Origin of the sequence: Jidongwangia harbinensis, from assembly GCF_020216025.1 — a bacterium.
Classification (GTDB): domain Bacteria; phylum Actinomycetota; class Actinomycetes; order Mycobacteriales; family Micromonosporaceae; genus Actinoplanes; species Actinoplanes harbinensis.
In genome coordinates, this window is the sequence record NZ_JAIWNC010000008.1 from 270,402 (window position 1) to 289,743 (window position 19,342).

Sequence of the window (19,342 nt, forward strand, 5' to 3'; positions counted from 1 at the left end):
TCAGTACGCGGCGACCAGGAAGCCGGCCAGCAGCAGGGCCGGTCCGGCGAGGCTGATCAGCACCGCGTGCCGGCGGGCCCTCGACGTCTCCAGCTGGCGGGCGCCGGTGGTGCCGGCGATGCCGTACCCGCAGAACAGGACCAGCAGGAACCCGAGCAGCCAGCGCAGGTGCACGAGCAGGCCGGTGCCGACGTACGCCTGCCGGCTGTCCGCGGCCACCATCCGGGCCGGCGTGGTACCGCCTTCCCGGGTCGCCGCGGTGTCGACACCGAGCAGCGCCACCTTGTTGACCGTGTAGCCGCCGTCCGCGGCGGTGAACGAGCCGCTGCAGCGCTGGCCGACGCCGGAGCCGATGCACTGGTGGACCGTGGCGGTCCCGGCGTCGCCGTGCCCGACGGCCAGCCAGAACGGTTCCGCGCTGACCCACGAGAAGAACGCCGCGGCCAGCGCGAACACGATGAGACCGGCGAGCCCGGGCAGGGGCCGGCGCGGCGACTGCGGCCGCGGGCGGGGCGGTCTGCCGCGTCCCGGGTCGACGTCCGGCTGCGCCTCGGCCGCGTCCCGGTCCGCTTCGCTGAGCCAGAACGGCGAGTGTTCCATCCGCCAGCGGGCGGCCTCCAGCGCGGAGTCGGTGGCCTGGGCCGGCGCGGGGCGCGGGCGCTCGGGCTCGATCGACACGGTCGGCCGGTTGTGGTCGGGCTCCGGCAGGACCATCACGTCGGGTACGCCGTCCACCCGGATCGCCAGCTCGGGCCGGTTCGGGGCGACCGCCGCCTCCGAGGTCGCGGCCCGCGCCGGGGGAGTCGCCCCCTTGGGGCTCGCGGCCGGCGCGGGAGCGGCAGCGACCTCGGGGCTCCCGGTCTTCGGGGCCACGGGCAGCGCGGGGGCGGGCTCGTCGGTGGGGTCGTCGGCGGGCTCGGCCGACGGCAGCACCGTGCGGGGCGGGACGGTCGGCGTGGTCTCGGCCGGCTGGGTCACCGCGTCCCGGGCGGGCGGAGGCGGACCGGTCACTGGCCGGCGGCGGGGCCGGCGTCGGCGGGCGGGTACCGACCCGGCCGGTGCCTCGTCGACGTCGCGGTCGGCGTCGGGGCCGGGCCCGGCGGTGCGGTCCTCCGCCGGCTGCGGTGCGTCTCCGGTCACCGGTTCATTGGACTACGCCGCTGCGCCGCAATCACGTCCTTATGTGGGCGTGTCGGGATAAATGGGAACGATACCTATCCGTTCGCGGGCGGGTCCGGGCAATCACTACGCTGGACAACCATGAGTCACGTTCTCGCCGCGGTCGCCTGGCCCTACGCCAACGGCCCGCGCCACATCGGTCACGTCTCCGGCTTCGGAGTGCCCTCCGACGTGTTCAGCCGGTACATGCGGATGGCCGGTCACGACGTGCTCATGGTCTCCGGCACCGACGAGCACGGCACCCCGATCCAGGTGCAGGCGGACGCGGACGGGGTCACCCCGCGGGAACTCGCCGACCGGTACAACCGGGTGATCGTGGAGGACCTGCACGGGCTCGGCCTGTCGTACGACCTGTTCACCCGGACCACCACCCGCAACCACTACGCGGTGGTGCAGGAGCTGTTCGAGGGGCTGTACCGGAACGGCTACATCGTGGCGAAGACGACGCTCGGCGCGAAGTCCCCGTCCACCGGCCGGACGCTGCCCGACCGCTACATCGAGGGCACCTGCCCGATCTGCGGCTACGACAGCGCCCGCGGCGACCAGTGCGACAACTGCGGCAACCAGCTCGACCCGGAGCAGCTGATCAACCCGCGTTCGAAGATCAACGGTGAGACGCCGGAGTTCGTGGAGACCGAGCACTTCTTCCTCGATCTGCCGGCGTTCGCCGGTGCGCTGGCGACCTGGCTGGACACCCGCGAGGGCTGGCGGCCGAACGTGCTGAAGTTCTCCCGCAACCTGCTGGACGACCTGCAGCCCCGGGCGATCACCCGGGACCTGGAGTGGGGCGTGCCGATCCCGCTGGACGGCTGGCGCGACCGTGCCGACAAGCGCATCTACGTCTGGTTCGACGCGGTGATCGGCTACCTGTCCGCGTCCATCGAATGGGCCCGCCGCTCCGGCGACCCGGACGCCTGGAAGAAGTGGTGGTCCGCCGACGGCCAGGGCAAGGACGCGCTCGGCTACTACTTCATGGGCAAGGACAACATCGTCTTCCACTCGGTGATCTGGCCGGGACTGCTGCTCGGCTACTCCGGCGCCGGTGACTCCGGCGGCGAGCCCGGTGATCTGGGCGCGCTGAACCTGCCCACCGAGGTGGTCTCCAGCGAGTACCTGACGATGGAGGGCCGCAAGTTCTCCTCGTCCCGCAAGGTGGTCATCTACGTCCGGGACTTCCTGGAGCGCTACGACGCCGACGCGCTGCGGTACTTCATCGCCGCGGCCGGGCCGGAGTCCAACGACACCGACTTCACCTGGGCCGAGTTCGTCCGGCGCAACAACGACGAGCTGGTGGCCGGCTGGGGCAACCTGGTCAACCGCTCGATCTCGATGGCGGCCAAGAACTTCGGCGCGATCCCGCCGGCCGGCGAGCTGACCGCCGAGGACGAGGCGCTGCTGGCGGTGGCCCGGGAGGGCTTCACCACGGTCGGCGAGCTGATCGGCAAGCACCGGCAGAAGGCCGCCATCGGCGAGGCCATGCGGATCGTCGGCGAGGCCAACAAGTACCTCTCCGACCAGGCGCCGTGGAAGCTCAAGGACGAGGCGTCCAAACCCCGGATGGGTACGATCCTGCACGTCGCCCTGCAGGTGGTCAGCGACGCCAACACGCTGCTCTCGCCGTTCCTGCCGCACTCCGCGCAGAAGGTGCACGAGCTGCTCGGCGGCACCGGCGTGCACTCGCCGATGCCGTCCATCGTGGAGGTGGACGACCTCGACGGCGGGCCGTCGTACCCGGTGCTGACCGGCGACTACACGGTCGGCGTGAGCTGGCGGTCGGTGCCGCTGGTGGCGGGTACCGCGCTGGCCGCGCCGAAGCCGGTGTTCCGCAAGCTGGACCCGTCGGTGGTCGACGAGGAACTCGCCCGGCTGGCCGGTTAGCCCAGTTCGTAGGGGATGTCGACGACGTGGTGGTGGGCGAGTTCGGTGAGCGGCGCCCACGCCTCGTACACGCCGCGCTCGTAGCACCGGGCGCCGGTGGCGGCCAGCGCGTCGGCGTCCGGGCGGACCAGCCGCAGCCGTGCCCAGCGTTCGTCGCGCTGCAGCACCCAGCACGGCACCCCGTGCCACTGGGCCTGCTCGGCGCGGCGGCTCAGCGACGTCACCGGATACCGCGCGGCCCGGGTCAGCGCGCGTACCCGGAAGTCCTCGGGCGGGTCCGCGACCGCCTCGTACTCGTGGGAGTTGATCCGGCCGACCAGCCGGGCCGACCCGGGATCGGTACAGGGCACGTACTCGCGGTCCGGGCTGACCCCGGGCAGGCCGGCCAGCAGGTGCCGCCAGCGTGGCCCGGCCAGCCGCAGCCACCCGTGCTGCTCCGGCTGGTACGTGAACAGCACCACCTCCTCGCCCTCCGCCGGGTACGCCAGCAACTGGGCGTTGGCCGGGATCGGCAGGTCGGCGAAGCCGGCGGTCACGTACTCCGGGATCAGCTCGTCGGTGCTCGGCGAGAAGCCCGTGCCCAGCACGAACGCACCGATCCGCTGATGGGTGGGCAGCCCGGTCAGGCCGGTCTGACCGGGGTGGCCGGGGATCTCGTAGTCGAGCGGGTCCACGGCACGCCAGCGCAGCGCGTACACCACGTCCGCATCGGCCGAGCCGTCGGTCCGCAACAGCGCCAGGTCGGCCGGGTGACGCAGGTGCGCGATGTCGCCGGAGCGGTAACAGAAGCCGTACGGCAGCCACCCGCCGAGATGGCCGGCCAGCTGGGCGGCGGACAGGATCTTGGTCATCCGGGTGCCGCGCCGGACCGCCGCGCTCGCCCGGATGCGCCGCAGCAGCGGATCGTCGCGGTGCGCTCCGGACTGGCTCATCCGCTGCACCCGGTCCCAGGTCAGTTCGCGCTGCAGCGGCGCCATCAGGGGCGGGTCGAGCGGGTCGGCGCCGACAGTAGTGTCCTCACCGGTCACGGTCACCGGGCGAAAGCTAAGCGTCGATAATGGATTCGAGGTGAACGAGCGGTGTGTCACGCTGGTCGGCGATGAGTACCCGAAAAGAACGCGCGGCGCGGCGCGAAGGAGAGTTCCCGCCGGCCCCGGAACCACTGTCCGTGCCGGTGTTCGACAGCCACACCCACCTGGACATCACGGTCGCCGAGGCCGGGGTGCCCGGCGACGGCGCCGCCGGTGACCCGGTGGAGGCGCTGATCGCGGCGGCCGCCAAGGTCGGCGTGGACCGCCTGGTGCAGGTCGGCGTCGACGTGGACTCGTCGCAGTGGGGTGCCGAACTGGCCGACCGGCATCCGGCCGTGCTGGCCGCGGTGGCGCTGCACCCGAACGAGGCGCCGCGGGTCGACGACCTGGACGAGGCGCTGCGGCGGATCGAGGCGCTGGCCGGCCGGCCGCGGGTGCGCGGCATCGGCGAGACCGGACTGGACACGTTCCGCACCGGGGAGGACGGCCGGGCCGCGCAGGAGGCCAGCTTCCGGGCGCACATCGCGATCGCCAAGCGGTACGCCAAGGCGCTGATCATCCACGACCGGGACGCCCACGACGACGTGCTCCGGGTGCTGGACTCGGAGGGTGCGCCGGACACCGTGATCCTGCACTGCTTCTCCGGCGACGCGGACTTCGCCGCCGAGTGCGTGCGCCGCGGTTACCTGCTCAGCTTCGCCGGCACGGTCACCTTCGCCAGCGCCGGCCAGCTGCGTGCGGCGGCCGCGGTGACGCCGCCGGAACTGATGCTGGTGGAGACGGACGCGCCGTTCCTCACGCCCACGCCGTACCGGGGGCGGCCGAACGCGTCGTACCTCATCCCGGTCACCGTGCGGGCCCTGGCCGCGACCGTCGGCACGGACCTGGACGACCTGTGCGCCGCCATCTCCGCCAACGGCGAGCGGGTCCTGGGTCCCTGGGCCTGACCGTCGGGCACCCCGGGCCCCGGTTCCGCCGCGACGGGTCTCCGGCCGCCCGCCGCGCGCCCGGCCGTAGGGTGACGGCATGGCGGACGCACTTCTCGGCCCGGCGGAGATCCGGGAACTCGCCGCGCGCCTCGGCGTCGCGCCGACGAAGAAGCTCGGCCAGAACTTCGTGCACGACCCCAACACCGTGCGGCGGATCGTCGCCGCCGCCGGGCTGCGCGACGACGACGTGGTGCTCGAGGTGGGACCCGGGCTGGGGTCACTGACCCTGGGGCTGACCGGCGGGGCCGCCCACGTACACGCGGTGGAGATCGACCCGGTGCTGGCCGCCGCGCTGCCGGAGACGGTGACCGCCGCCAACCTGACGGTGCACCACGCCGACGCGCTGCGGATCGCCGCGCCGGACCTGGCGCCCGCCCCGACGATGCTGGTGGCGAACCTGCCGTACAACGTGGCGGTGCCGGTCGTGCTGCACCTGCTGGCCGAGCTGCCCACGCTGCGCGGCGGGCTGGTGATGGTGCAGAAGGAGGTCGCCGACCGGCTGGTCGCCGGACCCGGATCGAAGGTGTACGGCATCCCGTCGGTCAAGCTGGCCTGGTACGCCGACGCGCACTCCGCCGGCCGGGTCCCGCCGGCGGTGTTCTGGCCGGTGCCGAACGTGGATTCCGGGCTGGTCGCGTTCACCTGCCGGGTCCCGCCCGCGGGGGCCGACCGGCGCGCGGTGTTCGCGGTGGTGGACGCGGCGTTCGCGCAGCGGCGCAAGACGCTGCGGGCGGCGCTGGCCGGGTGGGCCGGCGGGCCCGCCGCCGCGGAACAGGTGCTGGTGGCGGCCGGGATCAGCCCGCAGGCCCGGGGGGAGTCGCTGTCCGTGCGGCAGTTCACCGCGATCGCGGCGGCCGCTTCCGGGCAGGGGTACGGCGGTAAGCTCGGCCTGACCGGAGCGAAGCGTGAGGAGGTGGGCCCATGACGGCGGAAGCAGCCGGCCACATCGTCTGGACGCCGGACCCGACCCGCCAACGTCTGCGGGCATACACGGTCGAGGACGTCTTCAAGCTGCCCGACGACACCCCCCGCGTCGAGTTGACGGATGGAGTTCTGTCAGTGGTTCCCTCGCCCAACGGCGGCCACCAGAGGATCAACTGGCGGCTGGTGGCGTGGCTGGACCGACATGCTCCGGAGGACATGGAGGCGTCGCTCGCCGTCGGCGTGGTCATCGGTTACCGCAACACACTGGAGCCGGACGCTCTGCTCCTGCGGCGCCCGGTCGACTACGAGCACCACTTCTACGAGCCGTCACAGGTGGTGCTTGCGGTCGAGATCGTGTCGCCCGGCACCAAACGGCGGGACCGGTTGCAGAAACCTGCGCTCTATGCGGCTGCCGGCATCCCACATTTCTGGCGGATCGAACAGAACCCACTACACCTTTTTGCCTATGACCTGGTCGACGGCCGCTATGAACTGGTGGCCGACTCGGCCGACGAACTGGTGCTGACGGCGCCCTTCGAGATCAAGCTGCCGATCGCGGACATCGCTCCGTGACGGAGGCGTGGGGGCCGGAGGACGGCGGAAGGCGGGCCGGTGGCCCGGTCCGGGTCCGCGTACCCGCGAAAATCAACCTGCACCTCGGCGTGGGACCGCTGCGGACCGACGGCTTCCACGAGCTGAACACCGTCTACCACGCGGTCAGCCTCTTCGACGAGCTGCGCGCCAGCCACGGCGACACGCTCACCCTCACCATGGAGGGCGAAGGCGCCGGGGAGCTGGCACTCGACGACAGCAACCTGGTGATCCGCGCCGCCCGGGCGCTGGCCGCGCACGCCCGCGTCCCCGCGTACGCCCGGCTGCACCTGCGCAAATCCATCCCGCTCGCCGGCGGGCTGGCCGGCGGCAGCGCCGACGCGGCCGCCGCGCTGCTGGCCTGCGACGCGCTCTGGGGCACCGGAATGCCGCGCGACGAACTGGCCGCGATCGGCGCCACGCTCGGCTCGGACGTCCCGTTCCTGCTGCACGGCGGCACCGCACTGGGCACCGGCCACGGCGAGACGGTGAGCCCGATCCTGGCCCGCCCGACCACCTGGCACTGGGTGCTGGCGGTCGCCGACGGCGGCCTGTCCACCCCCGAGGTGTACCGCGAGCTGGACCGGCTGCGCGACGGCTCCTGGCCGCCCGCCCCGCTGGAGTCCGCCGACTCGCTGATGACCGCGCTCCGCCAGCGCCGGCCGGAGGTGCTCGGTGCGGCGCTCGGCAACGACCTGCAACCCGCGGCGCTGTCGTTGCGGCCGCAGCTCGCCGACGTCCTGAAGGCCGGCCATGCGGCCGGCGCCGTGGCCGGCATCGTCTCCGGTTCCGGACCCACCTGCGCGTTCCTGACCAGGGACGCGAACCACGCGGAGACGGTGGCCGCCGGGCTGACCGCCGCCGGGGTGTGCCGGCAGGCCCGCACCGCCCGCGGACCGATGCCGGGCGCGCGGGTAACCTGATACGCATCGTGGCCAACATCGTCAATCTGGACCGGGTCAACAAGGGTTACGGCGCCGCCGGTCAGCTGCTCACCGACGTCTCCCTCGGACTGGACGACGACGCGCGGGTCGGCATCGTCGGCCTCAACGGCGCGGGCAAGTCCACGCTGCTGCGGATGCTCGCCAAGGTCGAGGAGCCGGACTCCGGCCGGGTCACCCACCGGCGCGACCTGCGCGTCGCCGCGCTGCCGCAGACCCTCACGCTGGATCCGTCGTTCACCGTGCGTGACGTGGTGCTGGGCACCGCGTGGCTGGCCGAGGGCATGGGCGCCGAGCACGAGTGGGCCGGTGACGCCGGCGTACGCACCATCCTCGACGGCCTCGGCATGCCGCACCTCGGCCTGGACACCCCGGTCGGCCCGATGTCCGGCGGCGAACGCCGCCGGGTCGCGCTGGCCGCGCTGCTGGTGCGCGAATCGGACCTGCTGATCCTGGACGAGCCCACCAACCACCTGGACGTGGCCGGCGTCGACTGGCTGGCCCGGCACCTGCTGACCCGGCGCGGCGCGCTCGTCGTGGTCACCCACGACCGGTGGTTCCTCGACGCGGTCTGTACCGCCACGTGGGAGGTCGTCGACGAGAGCGTGCAGGCGTACGAGGGCGGCTACGCGGCCTGGACCCTGGCCCGCGCCGAACGGGCCCGGGTGGCCGCCACCGTCGAGGCCCGCCGGCAGAACCTGCTCCGCAAGGAGATCGCCTGGCTGCGCCGCGGTCCACCGGCCCGCACGTCCAAGCCGCGGTTCCGGATCGACGCGGCGAACGCGCTGATCGCCGACGTGCCCCCGGTGCGGGACACGGTCAGCCTGCAACGGCTGGCCACCACCCGGCTCGGCAAGCAGGTGTACGACCTGACCGACGTCGAACTGGTGGCCGGCACCAAGCCCATCCTCAAGGACCTCACCTGGCAGGTGGGACCGGGCGACCGGATCGCGATCCTGGGCGCCAACGGGGCCGGCAAGACCACGCTGCTGCGCCTGCTGGCCGGGGTCACCCGGCCGGACGGCGGCCGGCTCGTTACCGGCGCCACGGTGCGTGCCGCGTTCCTGTCCCAGGAACTCAAGGAACTGCCCGGGCATCTGCGGCTGCTGGAAGCGGTGGAGGAGGTCGCCAAGCGGGTCAAGCTCGGCGACCGGGAACTGTCCGCGGGCCAGCTGGCCGAGGTGTTCGGCTTCACCGACAAGCGGATCTGGACGCCGGTCAGCGACCTGTCCGGTGGCGAACGCCGCCGGCTGCAGATGCTGCGGTTGCTGGCCACCGAACCCAACGTGCTGCTGCTCGACGAACCCACCAACGACCTGGACACCGACACGCTGGCGTCGCTGGAGGACCTGCTCGACTCCTGGCCGGGCACGATGGTCGTCGCCAGCCACGACCGGTATCTGGTGGAACGCGTCACCGAGACGGCGTACGGCATGTTCGGCGACGGCCGGCTGGTGCACCTGCCCGGCGGCATCGACGAATACCTGTCCCGGGTCGCGCAGCCCGGCGCCGCTCCGGCCGCGCCGGCCGCGGCCGGTGACCGTCCCGCCGCCGCGGCGCCGTCCGGCGTGTCCGCCGCCGACCTGCGTACCGCCCGCAAGGACCTGGCCCGGCTGGAACGCCAGCTCGCCAAGCTGGACGAGCGGGTCGTGAAGATCAACGAGAGCCTGGCCGAGCACGGCAGCGACTACGAGAAGATCGTCGAGCTGGACGCCCAGCTCAAGGCGGTCCAGGTGGAGCGCGGACAGGTCGAAGAGGCCTGGCTGGAACTCGCCGAACGGGTACCGGACGCCTGAGCCGCTGCGGATCCGGGGGTGCCCCTGCGCCGCCCGGACGGATACGCGAGAATCGACCGCGAGGATCTCGACCCACTCTGGAGACGGACACCATGGCGCACAATCCGGTCAACCACCCGCTGCGGCCGATCTACCGGGCCATCGCCGCCCTGGTGGGGCTCTACCTGGTCGCGTTCGGTGTGCTGGGCCTCATCCTCACCGCCGACGAGGGCCTCTTCGGCCGGGCCGGTGACCGGGTCCTCGGCCAGGGCGCCAACCTGTTCTGGTCGATCGTCTCGCTGGTGCTGGGTGCGGTCGTGCTGGCCGCCGTGGTGCTCGGCCGCAACCTGGACGTCGCCGCCAACACCTACCTCGGGTGGGGCCTGCTCGTCATCGGCACGTTCGCCCTCGCGGTGATCCGGACCGACGCCAACTTCCTCGACTTCAGCATCTCCACCGTGGTCGTCACCTACCTCGCCGGCCTGGCGCTGATCCTCGCCGGCCTGTACGGCAAGGTGGCCCCGCAGGAGCAGGAAGGCGCACCGCGCCAGGTGCGCGAGGGCCGCACCGCCTGATCGGAGCGCCTGCCGGTCAGCGCAGCTTGCGGGTGATCAGCGTCGGTTTCGCCTCCAGGTGGGACAGCCCGTTCCAGGCCAGGTTGACCAGCTGCGCCGCGACCATCTCCTTCTTCGGCTTGCGCGCCTCCCGCCACCACTGCCCGACCAGCGCCACCATGCCCACCAGCGCCTGGGAGTAGAGCTCGGCGAACTTCGGGTCCAGGTCACGGCTGCGGAACTCGGCCGCCAGGATGTGCTCGACCTGGTGCGCCACGTCGTTCATCACGCTGGAGAAGTTGCCGGCCGGCGACAGCACCGGAGACTCCCGCACCAGCACCTGGAACCCGTGCGGCTCCTGGTCGATGTAGTCGAGCAGGGCCAGCGCCGCCTGCTCCAGCAACTCCCGCGGATGCCCGGCGGTCAGCGCCGCCGCGATCCGGTCCAGCAGCGCACGGACCTCCCGGTCCACCACCACCGCGTACAGGCCCTCCTTGCCGCCGAAGTGCTCGTACACCACCGGCTTGGACACCTTGGCGCGGGCCGCCACCTCCTCCACGCTGGTGCCGTCGAAACCGCGCTCGGCGAACAGCTGGCGGCCGATGGCGATGAGCTGTTCGCGCCGCTGCGCCGCGGACATGCGGACCCGGGAGGTCGTGGTCGGCGGGGTCGCCACGCGGCTCGACGCGGCCGCGGCGGCGCGCGAGGTGCGTGCGCGCCGGCCGCGGCCTTCGGCGGGAGGCTCGGTTGGCTCGGTCACCCGGCCATCCTGCCAGCAGCGGACCCGATCCAGGGGGCAGGTACGACGGCGTGGCCGTTCCCGCGGACTTCCGTCAGCGGACTGGTGCGTGTCTTCATTCCATTGTAATGTACCTACATGGCTACCTCCCAACGTGCAGATGATGTCCGCCGCATTGAAGCCCGGCGTCTCCGTTCCGAGACCCGCATGTCATTGGCCGAGTTGCGCCGTCACTTCGGCGTCAGTCGCGACACCATGGCGGAATGGCTGTGGGGGTTGCCCAATCCGGAGTGGACGTCGCGACCCAACGCCAAGGACGACCTTCGCGACGAGGCGGTCGCCCTCCGCGGCGAGGGCTGTTCGGTGCCGGACATCGCCGCAATTCTCGGCGTCGCCAAGTCGACGGCCTACCTCTGGACGCGCCACCTGCCATTACGGCGGACCGATGAGGGTGCCGACGAGCGCCGCCGCAGACACCTGGAGCGCATGCGCGAGGCCCGCTGGGAACCGCACCGCAAAGCGCGCCAAGAGGAACGCAGGGCGGTCGCGGCGGAGGCGGCAGCGTCCGTGGGGGAGTTGTCGCATCGCGACCTGTTGATGCTGGGTGCCGTCGCCTACTGGTGTGAAGGGGCCAAGGAGAAGCCGTGGCGGCCGACGAGCCTCCCCCTTCAGTTCATCAACAGCGACGAGACACTGATCCTGCTCTTCCTGCGCTTTGTGGAGGCTCTCGGCGTCGACCGGGCGGCGCTGCGTTACCGGCTGAGCATTCACGAGTCCGCCGACGTGGCGGCCGCGACCCGTTCGTGGGCCGAGGTCGTCGGCGTGCCGCCGGGGCAGTTCCAGCGGGCCACCCTCAAGACGCACAAGCCGTCCACCGTGCGCCGCAACATCGGGGATTCTTATCGGGGATGCCTGGTCGTCTACGTACCAAAGTCGGCCAGGTTGTACTGGATCGTGGAGGGCATCATGCGGGGCATCGCCCTGGGTGAGCCGGCCGACGAGGGACGCTAAGATGTGATCCGCGGACACAACTGAAGAAGAATGTCCGAAAAGGGTCCCGGATCGTCTAATGGTAGGACTGCGGCCTTTGGTGCCGTCTATAGGGGTTCGAATCCTCTTCCGGGAGCGTAATCTCCGCGGCTGACTTTGCGCCGCTTCTGCACCGCCACTGCGACCAATGGAGTCCCGCGTGAGCCAGGCCCCCAGCCGCACCGTCGTCGTCCTCGCCGCCGGTGAGGGCAAGCGGATGAAGTCCGCCACGCCCAAGGTGCTGCACCCGCTGCTCGGCCGCACGCTGCTGGGCCACGTGCTGGCCGCGGCCACCGCGGCGGAGGCGGCGGGCACCATCGTGGTCGTCGGGCACAAGGCCGAGCAGGTCCGCGGGCACCTGTCCGAGATCGCCCCGGACGCCACGCCGGTGCTGCAGGAGCAGCAGAACGGCACCGGCCATGCGGTACGCATCGCGCTCGAGGCGGCACCGGACGCCGACGGCACCGTGGTCGTGCTCAACGGTGACGTGCCGCTGCTGCGACCCGAGACGGTGGCCGCGCTGCTGACCGCGCACGAGGAGTCCAAGGCGGGCGCCACCGTGCTGGCCGCCGAGGTGGCCGACCCGTCCGGGCTGGGCCGGGTGGTGCGCGACGCCGACGGCAACCTGGAACGGATCGTGGAGGAGCGGGACGCGTCCCCCGAGGTGCGGGCGATCCGCGAGATCAACGCCGGGATCTACGCGTTCGACGCCGCGCTGTTGCGGGAGGCGCTCGGCCGGATCTCCACCGACAACGACCAGGGCGAGGAGTACCTCACCGACGTGTTCGGCCTGCTCGCCGACGCGGGGCAGCCGGTCGGGGTGTACGTGGCGGCGGACGCCGAGGAGACGCTGGGCTGCAACGACCGGGCCGAGCTGGCACGCCTGCGGGCGCTGCTGCGGGACCGGGTGAACACGGCCTGGATGCGGTCCGGGGTGTCGATCCTGGACCCGGCGACCACCTGGATCGACGTGACGGTCACGCTGTCACCCGATGCGGTGATCGACCAGAATTCGCAGCTGCAGGGTACGACGACGGTGGCCGCGGGCGCCGTGATCGGACCGGACACCACGCTGGTCGACACCACGGTCGGTGCCGGTGCGGTGCTGCTGCGGGCGCACTCGATCGGGGCGCAGGTCGGGCCGGAGGCGCAGGTCGGGCCGTACTCGTATCTGCGACCGGGGACGCTCCTGGGCCGCAAGGCCAAGGTCGGCGGGTTCGTCGAAACGAAGAACGCCGAGCTGGGCGACGGGGCGAAGGTCCCGCACCTGACGTACGTCGGGGACGCCACCATCGGCGCGAAGGCGAACATCGGTGCGGGCACCATCTTCGCCAACTACGACGGCGTCAACAAACACCACACCACCGTGGGTGAGGCCGCGTTCGTGGGCAGTGACACGGTGCTGATCGCGCCGGTCGAGGTGGGCGCCGGGGCGTACGTGGCCGCGGGCAGCGCGATCCAGACCGCGGTACCCGCGGGCAGCCTCGGGGTGACGCGGGCACCACAGCGCAACATCGAGGGCTGGACGGCGCGCAAGCGGCCTGGCACCGTGTCGGCGGAGGCCGCCGAGCAGGCCGCAACGGGTGACGCGGGGTGAGCCATCCCACCCCGTGCACCTGAGCCGGTGGCGGGAACGCCGACGCAGGGGATACTTCAAGCGAATAATCCCCTCGACCCACGGGAGCAGACGAGCCGATGGGCAGCATCGTCGCGGAGAACCGTAAGAGTCTGATGCTTTTCTCCGGACGGGGCTTCCCGGAGCTGGCGGAGGAGATCGGTCAGGTCCTGGGGGTGGAGCCCACCCGGTCGGATTCGTACGAGTTCGCCAACGGCGAGATCTTCGTGCGGTTCAAGGATTCGGTACGCGGCTCGGACGCGTTCGTCGTGCAGTCGATGACGGCGGGGATCAACACGTGGGTCATGGAGACCCTCATCATGATCGATGCCCTGAAGCGTGGGTCGGCGAAGCGGATCACCGTGGTGATGCCGTTCTATCCGTACTCCCGGCAGGACAAGAAGCACCGCGGCCGGGAACCGATCTCCGCGCGCCTGGTGGCCGACCTGCTGAAGACCGCGGGCGCCAACCGGATCCTCACGGTCGACCTGCACACCGCGCAGATCCAGGGCTTCTTCGACGGCCCGGTGGACCACCTGTTCGCGATGGACATCCTGGCCGAGCACGTGCAGCGCAAGTTCGCCGGCCGGCCGATGACGGTGGTCGCCCCGGACTCCGGCCGGGTGCGGGTCGCGGAGCGATGGACGGACCGGCTGGGCGGCTGCCCGCTGGCGTTCATCCACAAGACCCGGGACCCGCTGAAGCCGAACCAGGTGGTGGCGAACCGGGTGGTCGGCGAGGTCGAGGGCCGGGTCTGCCTGATCGTCGACGACATGATCGACACGGGTGGCACGATCGCGAAGGCCGCCGACATCCTGTTCGACTCCGGCGCCGCGGACGTGATCGTGTCGGCGACGCACGCGCTGCTGTCCGACCCGGCCACCGAGCGCCTGAAGAACAGCCGGATCAGCGAGCTGGTGGTGACGAACACGCTGCCCCTGCCGCCGGAGAAGCACCTCGACAAGATCACCGTGCTGTCGATCGCGCCGCTGCTGGCGCGGGCGATCCGCGAGGTCTTCGACGACGGCTCGGTGACCACCCTCTTCGGCGGACTGAGCTGACCGCTCCGGCATGACGGCCGGCCGCCTGTGCGCCGAGCAGCCGGGCGCCGGCTCGCGTGCAAGTTGCACCGGAGAAGGAAAAATTGGCGAGGGACGGTACCGCCTCTGATGTCGTGGAAAGGGGCAGGTAAGCTGGTGCGGTTGCCACGGCGAGGGTGCCCCGCGGTCTGCTGAGTGTCGCAGCCGCTCGGAGGCACCGTGATCGACGCGGTGCTCCGGGCCTGTGCCCAGCGCGCCCCCTCGCCCGGCACCGCCGAAGCCCGCAGCCCGTCGAACCGCCCGCCGACTAGACGCAGCCCGATCAAAGAGTTTCAGGAGTTTCCCCGTGTCCGAGGTAAAGATCAGCGCCGAAGCCCGCACCGAGTTCGGCAAGGGTGGTGCCCGCCGCACGCGCCGGGCCGGCAAGGTGCCCGCCGTGCTGTACGGCCACGGCGAGAAGCCCCAGCACATCGCCCTGCCGGCGCGTGAGTTCGCGGCCGCGATCCGGCACGGCGGTCTCAACCAGGTTTTCACCATCGACATCATCGGTGGCCAGGGCACCACGCTGGCGCTGCCCAAGGCGATCCAGCGTGACCCGATCAAGGACACGTACGAGCACGTCGACCTGCTGATCGTGAAGCGTGGCGAGAAGGTCACGGTGGACGTGCCGATCGTGCTGGTCGGCGAGGCGGGCCGGAACACGCTCGTGGTGAGCGAGAGCACCACGCTGTCGATCGTGGCCGAGGCGCTGCACCTGCCCGACTCGTTCGAGGTGTCGGTGGAGGGCCTGGAGGCCGGTTCGCAGATCACCGCGGCCGACGTGCAGTTGCCGGCCGGTTCCGAGCTGGCCGCCGACCCGGAGACGGTGATCGTCGTGGTGAGCGCGGCGCAGACCGCCGAGCAGCTCGAGGGCGACACCGGCGACGGTGGCGAGGCCGAGGCGACCGACGGCGAAGCCACCGAAGAGTCCGCTTCCTGACGAGGCCCCGCCTCGAGCAGAGCACGCGATCAGGGAAAGCGCCGGCCGGCGCTTTCCCTGATCCATTTTCCGGGAGTGGGAGATGAGCGACGTACCCTGGCTGGTGGTCGGTCTGGGCAATCCAGGCAAGGAGTACGCGGGGCACCGGCACAACGTCGGCTTCCGGGTGGTGGACCTGCTGGCGTCCCGGGTGGGAGCGAAGTTCGGCCGGTCCAAGCGGGCGCACGCCGAGGTGGCGGAGGGTCGACTGGGGTACGGCGGCCCGAAGCTGATCCTGCTGAAGCCGTTGACGTACATGAACCTGTCCGGCTCGGCGGTGGCGTCGTTGGCACAGTTCTTCAAGGTCCCGCTGGAGCAGGTGCTCGCCGTGCACGACGAGCTGGACGTGCCGTTCGGACAGGTGCGGGCGAAGCTCGGCGGCGGCGAGGGCGGCCACAACGGGTTGCGGTCGATGTCCAAGTCGCTGGGTTCGAAGGACTACGCCCGGGTGCGTTTCGGCATCGGGCGCCCGCCGGGACGGCAGGATCCGGCCGACTACGTGTTGTCCGACTTCGGCTCGGCGGAGCGCAAGGAGCTGGACTTCCTGGTGGACCGCGCGGCCGACGTGACCGAGGCCGTGGTGCTCGAGGGCGTCGAGTGGGCGCAGAACAAATACCACGGAAGTTGATCTAGCGGGACCGGAACGGATAGATCGTTTAGACCGTTTTGTCCATCTATCGGTCCCGTGTCGCCACGCCTGCCCGCGCGTTGGTCACGTGTATGCACCGCACGGTGCAGCGTGAACCAGCAGTGCGGGGAGGTTCGAAGTGCACCAGGACCTGCCCGGGAGCCGCGAGCCTGCCCAGCATGAGCCGACGTTCCTGCTCCCGGCGACGACGCCCCGGGACGCCGGCGCGCGGAGCGGGTCGGTCGGGAGCGGCGACGGCGGCCTGGTGCCGCATGGGGAGATCGACCCGGGTACGCGCCGGGTCGCGCGTGACAGCGCCGCCGCCGGGGTGCCACATGGAGACATCGCCGCCGCCGCGCGGCTGCCCGCGCATGTGAGCGGCATGCGGTCGGCGGAGCGCCGGGACACCGGTCCGTCGCCGGATGCTCGACCGGGCGGACGCGGGCAGCCGGACTCCGCCCCGAGGTGCCCTGACGACTCCGGATCCTGGATCAGTCGAGACGCTGATGCGGGCTCGTGGACCGGCCGAATTGTCGACTCCGGCTCGTGGATCAGCCGGGACGGTGACTCCGACTCGTGGACCAGCCGGGACGCTGACCCCGGCTCGTGGACCAGCCGGGACGCTGACCCCGGCTCGTGGACCAGCCGGGACGCTGACCCCGGCTCGTGGACCAGCCGGGACGCTGACTCCGGCTCGTGGGCCTACGGTGACTCCGGCTCGTGGACCCCAGGTGATGCCGGTTCGTGGACTCCCGGTGGCACCACCACGTGGACCCATCGTGACACCGCCGCATGGTCCCAGGGCGACCCCGGCCCGTGGATTCACGGTGACGCCAGCTCGTGGATTCACGGTGACGCCGGCCCGTGGATTCGTGGTGACGCCAGCTCGTGGACCCAAGGTGACGCCAGCTCGTGGACCCGACGTGACATCGACAGCGGGATCCGGCCCGCCGCCGACCCGGGAAGGTGGCCAGATGGCCGCCCGGACGGGTATTCCGGACCGCGGCCGGCCCCCGCCGCAGATGGGTGGACGGACGCAGGCGTCGCGGTTCCCGGGCCTCGTCCTGACGCCGGCCTGGTGGCCGCCCCGCACGCCGGCCCGGACACCCGGCCGGACGGCCCTCCCAGAGCCTGGTCGGCGGCACACCGGGAACCCGGCCCACCGGCCCGCCGCGACCGGGAGCCAGGACCCCGGCCGAGCGGGACCCGCGGTCCAGCCGCGGTGATCCCACCGCCCGTCCACCGCCGGGACGCCGATGCGCCGGCTCCGGCCCGCCGGGACGGCGTGATCCAGCGTCGTGGCGCCGACGTGCCGATGTCCGGTCATCCCGAGGCGGTCGCTGAGCGTCGCGGTGAGATGCCCGTGACCGGTCGGCGTGAGGGAGTGGTTGACCGTCGCAGTGAGATGCCCGTGACCGGTCGGCGTGAGGGAGTGGTTGACCGTCGCGGTGAGATGCCCGTGACCGGTCGGCGTGAGGGAGTGATTGACCGTCGCGGTGAGACGGCCGGGGCGGGTCGGCGTGAGGGAGTGGTGCAGGGCCGGGCCGGTGATGTGCCCGCGCCGGCCCGCCGTGAGCAGCCGGTTCAGGAGTTGGGCGGGCCGGTCACGCACCGCGGGGATCGCGAGCGGACCGGGCGGGTCTCCTGGCCCGACCACGACGTCGACCAGCCCGTGTCGGCTCTGCGCTGGGAGGCCGACCGGGACGCCCCGACGAACCGCCCGCCGGCCGGTCATGGCCCGCGTCCGCACCGTCCGTCGCCGCGGCAGGGCCGGGCCACGAAGATTCCGTCGCCGTCCGTCCCGTCGAGTCCGGCTCCGGCCGGTGCGGGCAGGTACGTTCCGGCCGATCGGGGCCGTGACACCGACTGGCCCGCGGAACCGGGGCGGCCGGCGGGTCGGCCGTTCGTGCGGGTGCGGGGCCGGCATGCGGCGATGTCGCGGCGGCAGCGGTGGGAGCGGCGGTACGTCCGTTCGCTGCTGCTCTGTGACCTTGCCGCCGGGGTGGCGGCGGGCGCGGTGACGTTCGGGCTGCGGTTCGGCGACCAGGTGACCGCGTACAACCGGTGGTATCTGCTCTTCTCCGCGTTGTTGCCGGTGGCGTTGCTGGTGGTGCTGGCGGTCAGCCGGGCGTACGAGCGGCGGTTCCTGTTCGTCGGCACGGACGAGTATCAGCGGGTGTTCCGTGGGGGCGTGGGGCTGATCGCGGGGGCGGCCGTGTGTTCGTACGCCCTCGAATTGGATCTTGCTCGATCCTATGTCCTGGTTGCGCTGCCGTCGGCGATCGTCTCGGCGGTGGTGTTGCGGTTCGCGCTGCGTAAGCGGCTGCACTGTGCCCGGGCCCGGGGGGAGAGCCTGCGCCGGGTGATCGTGGTGGGGCACGAGTTGTCGGTCATCGGGATCACCCGCCAGTTGCGCCGGGAGCGGTACCACGGACTGGAGGTGGTGGGCGCCTGCCTGCCGCCGGAGCACGACGGCGTGCTGGACCTGCCGGTGTACGGGACGTTCGACGACATCGCCGGCGCCGTGGACATCGCGGACGCGGACACGGTGGTGGTGTTGAGCTGCCCGGAGCTGGACGGGGCGGCGTTGCGGCGGCTGGCCTGGCGGCTGGAGCGCGACGAGGTGGATCTGGTGGTGGCGAGCGCGCTGATCGACGTGGCCGGGGCGCGTACCACGATCCGGCCGTTCGACGGGCTGCCCATGCTGCACGTCGAGCACCCGCGGCTGCACGGCGGGATCCGCCTGGTGAAGGAGCTGGTGGACCGGGTCGGTGCGCTGCTGTTGCTGGTGCTGTTCGGGCCGCTCCTGTTAGGCACCGCACTGTGTGTGCGGCTGACGTCACGTGGCCCGGTACTCTTTCGGCAGGTGCGGGTCGGGCGGGACGGGCGTGAGTTCCGCATCTTCAAGTTCCGCAGCATGTACGTCGATGCCGAGGCGCGGCTGGCCGAGCTGAGGCATCTCAACGAGTACGACGGTGTGCTCTTCAAAATGCGTGACGATCCACGGGTGACGCCGGTGGGACGGTGGTTGCGCCGGTTCTCCCTGGACGAACTGCCGCAGCTGCTGAACGTCCTGGCCGGGCAGATGTCGCTGGTGGGTCCGCGGCCGCCGCTGCCGGCGGAGGTCGCCGCCTACGCCGACGATGTGCGGCGCCGGTTGGCGGTCAAACCCGGCATGACGGGCCTCTGGCAGGTTTCCGGACGTTCGGATCTGCCCTGGGAGGAGGCGGTCCGACTGGACCTGCGCTATGTGGAGAACTGGTCGCTCAGTTTGGACCTGGTGATCCTGTTGCGCACCATGACCGCGGTGGTGCGCTCGTCCGGCGCGTATTGATGGCCGCCTCTAGGGTGTTCCGGACACCGCCGTTCGGAGACGAGGAGCGTGACGATGAGCGTAGCGACGAGGCTACG

At 71.8% G+C, this 19,342-nt stretch carries 16 protein-coding genes and 1 tRNA gene; 14 read left to right on the top strand and 3 right to left on the bottom strand.

Features of this window, described 5'->3' with window-relative positions; all coding sequences use genetic code 11:
• The gene (locus tag LDL48_RS13350) at positions 1–1,140 is read right to left on the bottom strand and encodes a hypothetical protein (RefSeq protein ID WP_225255387.1); all 1,140 of its coding nucleotides are present in this window, start codon (positions 1,138–1,140) and stop codon (positions 1–3) included.
• A 120-nt stretch (positions 1,141–1,260) separates the two neighbouring features.
• On the opposite strand from LDL48_RS13350, the gene metG reads away from it, so the two are divergent.
• The gene (metG, locus tag LDL48_RS13355) at positions 1,261–3,057 is read left to right on the top strand and encodes a methionine--tRNA ligase (protein WP_225255388.1); all 1,797 of its coding nucleotides are present in this window, start codon (positions 1,261–1,263) and stop codon (positions 3,055–3,057) included.
• On the opposite strand, the gene LDL48_RS13360 is transcribed toward metG, so the two are convergent.
• On the bottom strand, positions 3,054–4,091 hold the full coding sequence (locus tag LDL48_RS13360; protein WP_225255389.1) for a hypothetical protein: 1,038 nt from the start codon (positions 4,089–4,091) through the stop codon (positions 3,054–3,056). The genes metG and LDL48_RS13360 overlap by 4 nt on opposite strands.
• A gap of 65 nt (positions 4,092–4,156) precedes the next feature.
• Between LDL48_RS13360 and LDL48_RS13365 the strand changes: the two genes are divergently transcribed.
• From LDL48_RS13365 to LDL48_RS13390, 6 genes are all read left to right on the top strand, one after another.
• Positions 4,157–5,035, top strand: coding sequence for a TatD family hydrolase (locus tag LDL48_RS13365; RefSeq protein WP_225255390.1), 879 nt, complete (start codon positions 4,157–4,159; stop codon positions 5,033–5,035).
• Positions 5,036–5,114: 79 nt separating this feature from the next.
• Entirely contained in the window at positions 5,115–6,002 is an 888-nt protein-coding gene (gene rsmA, locus LDL48_RS13370; RefSeq protein ID WP_225255391.1) for a 16S rRNA (adenine(1518)-N(6)/adenine(1519)-N(6))-dimethyltransferase RsmA, read from the top strand.
• Positions 5,999–6,574 carry a Uma2 family endonuclease gene (locus LDL48_RS13375; protein WP_225255392.1) on the top strand — a complete coding sequence of 192 codons (576 nt, stop codon included), beginning with the start codon at positions 5,999–6,001 and terminating at the stop codon, positions 6,572–6,574. The genes rsmA and LDL48_RS13375 overlap by 4 nt, the downstream gene beginning before the upstream one ends.
• The gene (locus LDL48_RS13380) at positions 6,571–7,515 is read left to right on the top strand and encodes a 4-(cytidine 5'-diphospho)-2-C-methyl-D-erythritol kinase (RefSeq protein ID WP_225255393.1); all 945 of its coding nucleotides are present in this window, start codon (positions 6,571–6,573) and stop codon (positions 7,513–7,515) included. The genes LDL48_RS13375 and LDL48_RS13380 overlap by 4 nt, the downstream gene beginning before the upstream one ends.
• 8 nt (positions 7,516–7,523) lie before the next feature.
• Positions 7,524–9,329: an ABC-F family ATP-binding cassette domain-containing protein gene (locus LDL48_RS13385; protein WP_225255394.1), complete on the top strand. Its 1,806-nt coding sequence runs from the start codon at positions 7,524–7,526 to the stop codon at positions 9,327–9,329.
• A gap of 92 nt (positions 9,330–9,421) precedes the next feature.
• Complete coding sequence (locus LDL48_RS13390) at positions 9,422–9,883, top strand: DUF4383 domain-containing protein (RefSeq protein WP_225255395.1); 462 nt, start codon at positions 9,422–9,424, stop codon at positions 9,881–9,883.
• A 16-nt stretch (positions 9,884–9,899) separates the two neighbouring features.
• Here the strand turns inward: LDL48_RS13390 and LDL48_RS13395 are convergent, their stop codons facing one another.
• The gene (locus tag LDL48_RS13395) at positions 9,900–10,502 is read right to left on the bottom strand and encodes a TetR/AcrR family transcriptional regulator (RefSeq protein ID WP_225255454.1); all 603 of its coding nucleotides are present in this window, start codon (positions 10,500–10,502) and stop codon (positions 9,900–9,902) included.
• A 237-nt stretch (positions 10,503–10,739) separates the two neighbouring features.
• Here LDL48_RS13395 and LDL48_RS13400 point away from each other — a divergent pair, with 237 nt between their 5' ends.
• The 7 genes from LDL48_RS13400 (at position 10,740) to LDL48_RS13430 (ending at position 19,265) form a co-directional block, all read left to right on the top strand.
• Entirely contained in the window at positions 10,740–11,612 is an 873-nt protein-coding gene (locus LDL48_RS13400; RefSeq protein ID WP_225255396.1) for a resolvase, read from the top strand.
• A 44-nt stretch (positions 11,613–11,656) separates the two neighbouring features.
• Positions 11,657–11,727 (top strand) — tRNA-Gln (locus LDL48_RS13405).
• 63 nt (positions 11,728–11,790) lie between these two features.
• The gene (glmU, locus tag LDL48_RS13410) at positions 11,791–13,227 is read left to right on the top strand and encodes a bifunctional UDP-N-acetylglucosamine diphosphorylase/glucosamine-1-phosphate N-acetyltransferase GlmU (RefSeq protein ID WP_225255397.1); all 1,437 of its coding nucleotides are present in this window, start codon (positions 11,791–11,793) and stop codon (positions 13,225–13,227) included.
• A gap of 98 nt (positions 13,228–13,325) precedes the next feature.
• Positions 13,326–14,306: a ribose-phosphate diphosphokinase gene (locus LDL48_RS13415; RefSeq protein ID WP_225255398.1), complete on the top strand. Its 981-nt coding sequence runs from the start codon at positions 13,326–13,328 to the stop codon at positions 14,304–14,306.
• A 325-nt stretch (positions 14,307–14,631) separates the two neighbouring features.
• A complete protein-coding gene (locus LDL48_RS13420; protein WP_225255399.1) occupies positions 14,632–15,264 on the top strand; it encodes a 50S ribosomal protein L25/general stress protein Ctc in 633 nt (210 codons plus the stop codon).
• 82 nt (positions 15,265–15,346) lie between these two features.
• Positions 15,347–15,931 carry an aminoacyl-tRNA hydrolase gene (gene pth / locus LDL48_RS13425; RefSeq protein ID WP_225255400.1) on the top strand — a complete coding sequence of 195 codons (585 nt, stop codon included), beginning with the start codon at positions 15,347–15,349 and terminating at the stop codon, positions 15,929–15,931.
• A 1,933-nt stretch (positions 15,932–17,864) separates the two neighbouring features.
• Complete coding sequence (locus tag LDL48_RS13430; protein WP_225255401.1) at positions 17,865–19,265, top strand: sugar transferase; 1,401 nt, start codon at positions 17,865–17,867, stop codon at positions 19,263–19,265.
• Positions 19,266–19,342: the final 77 nt, after the last annotated feature.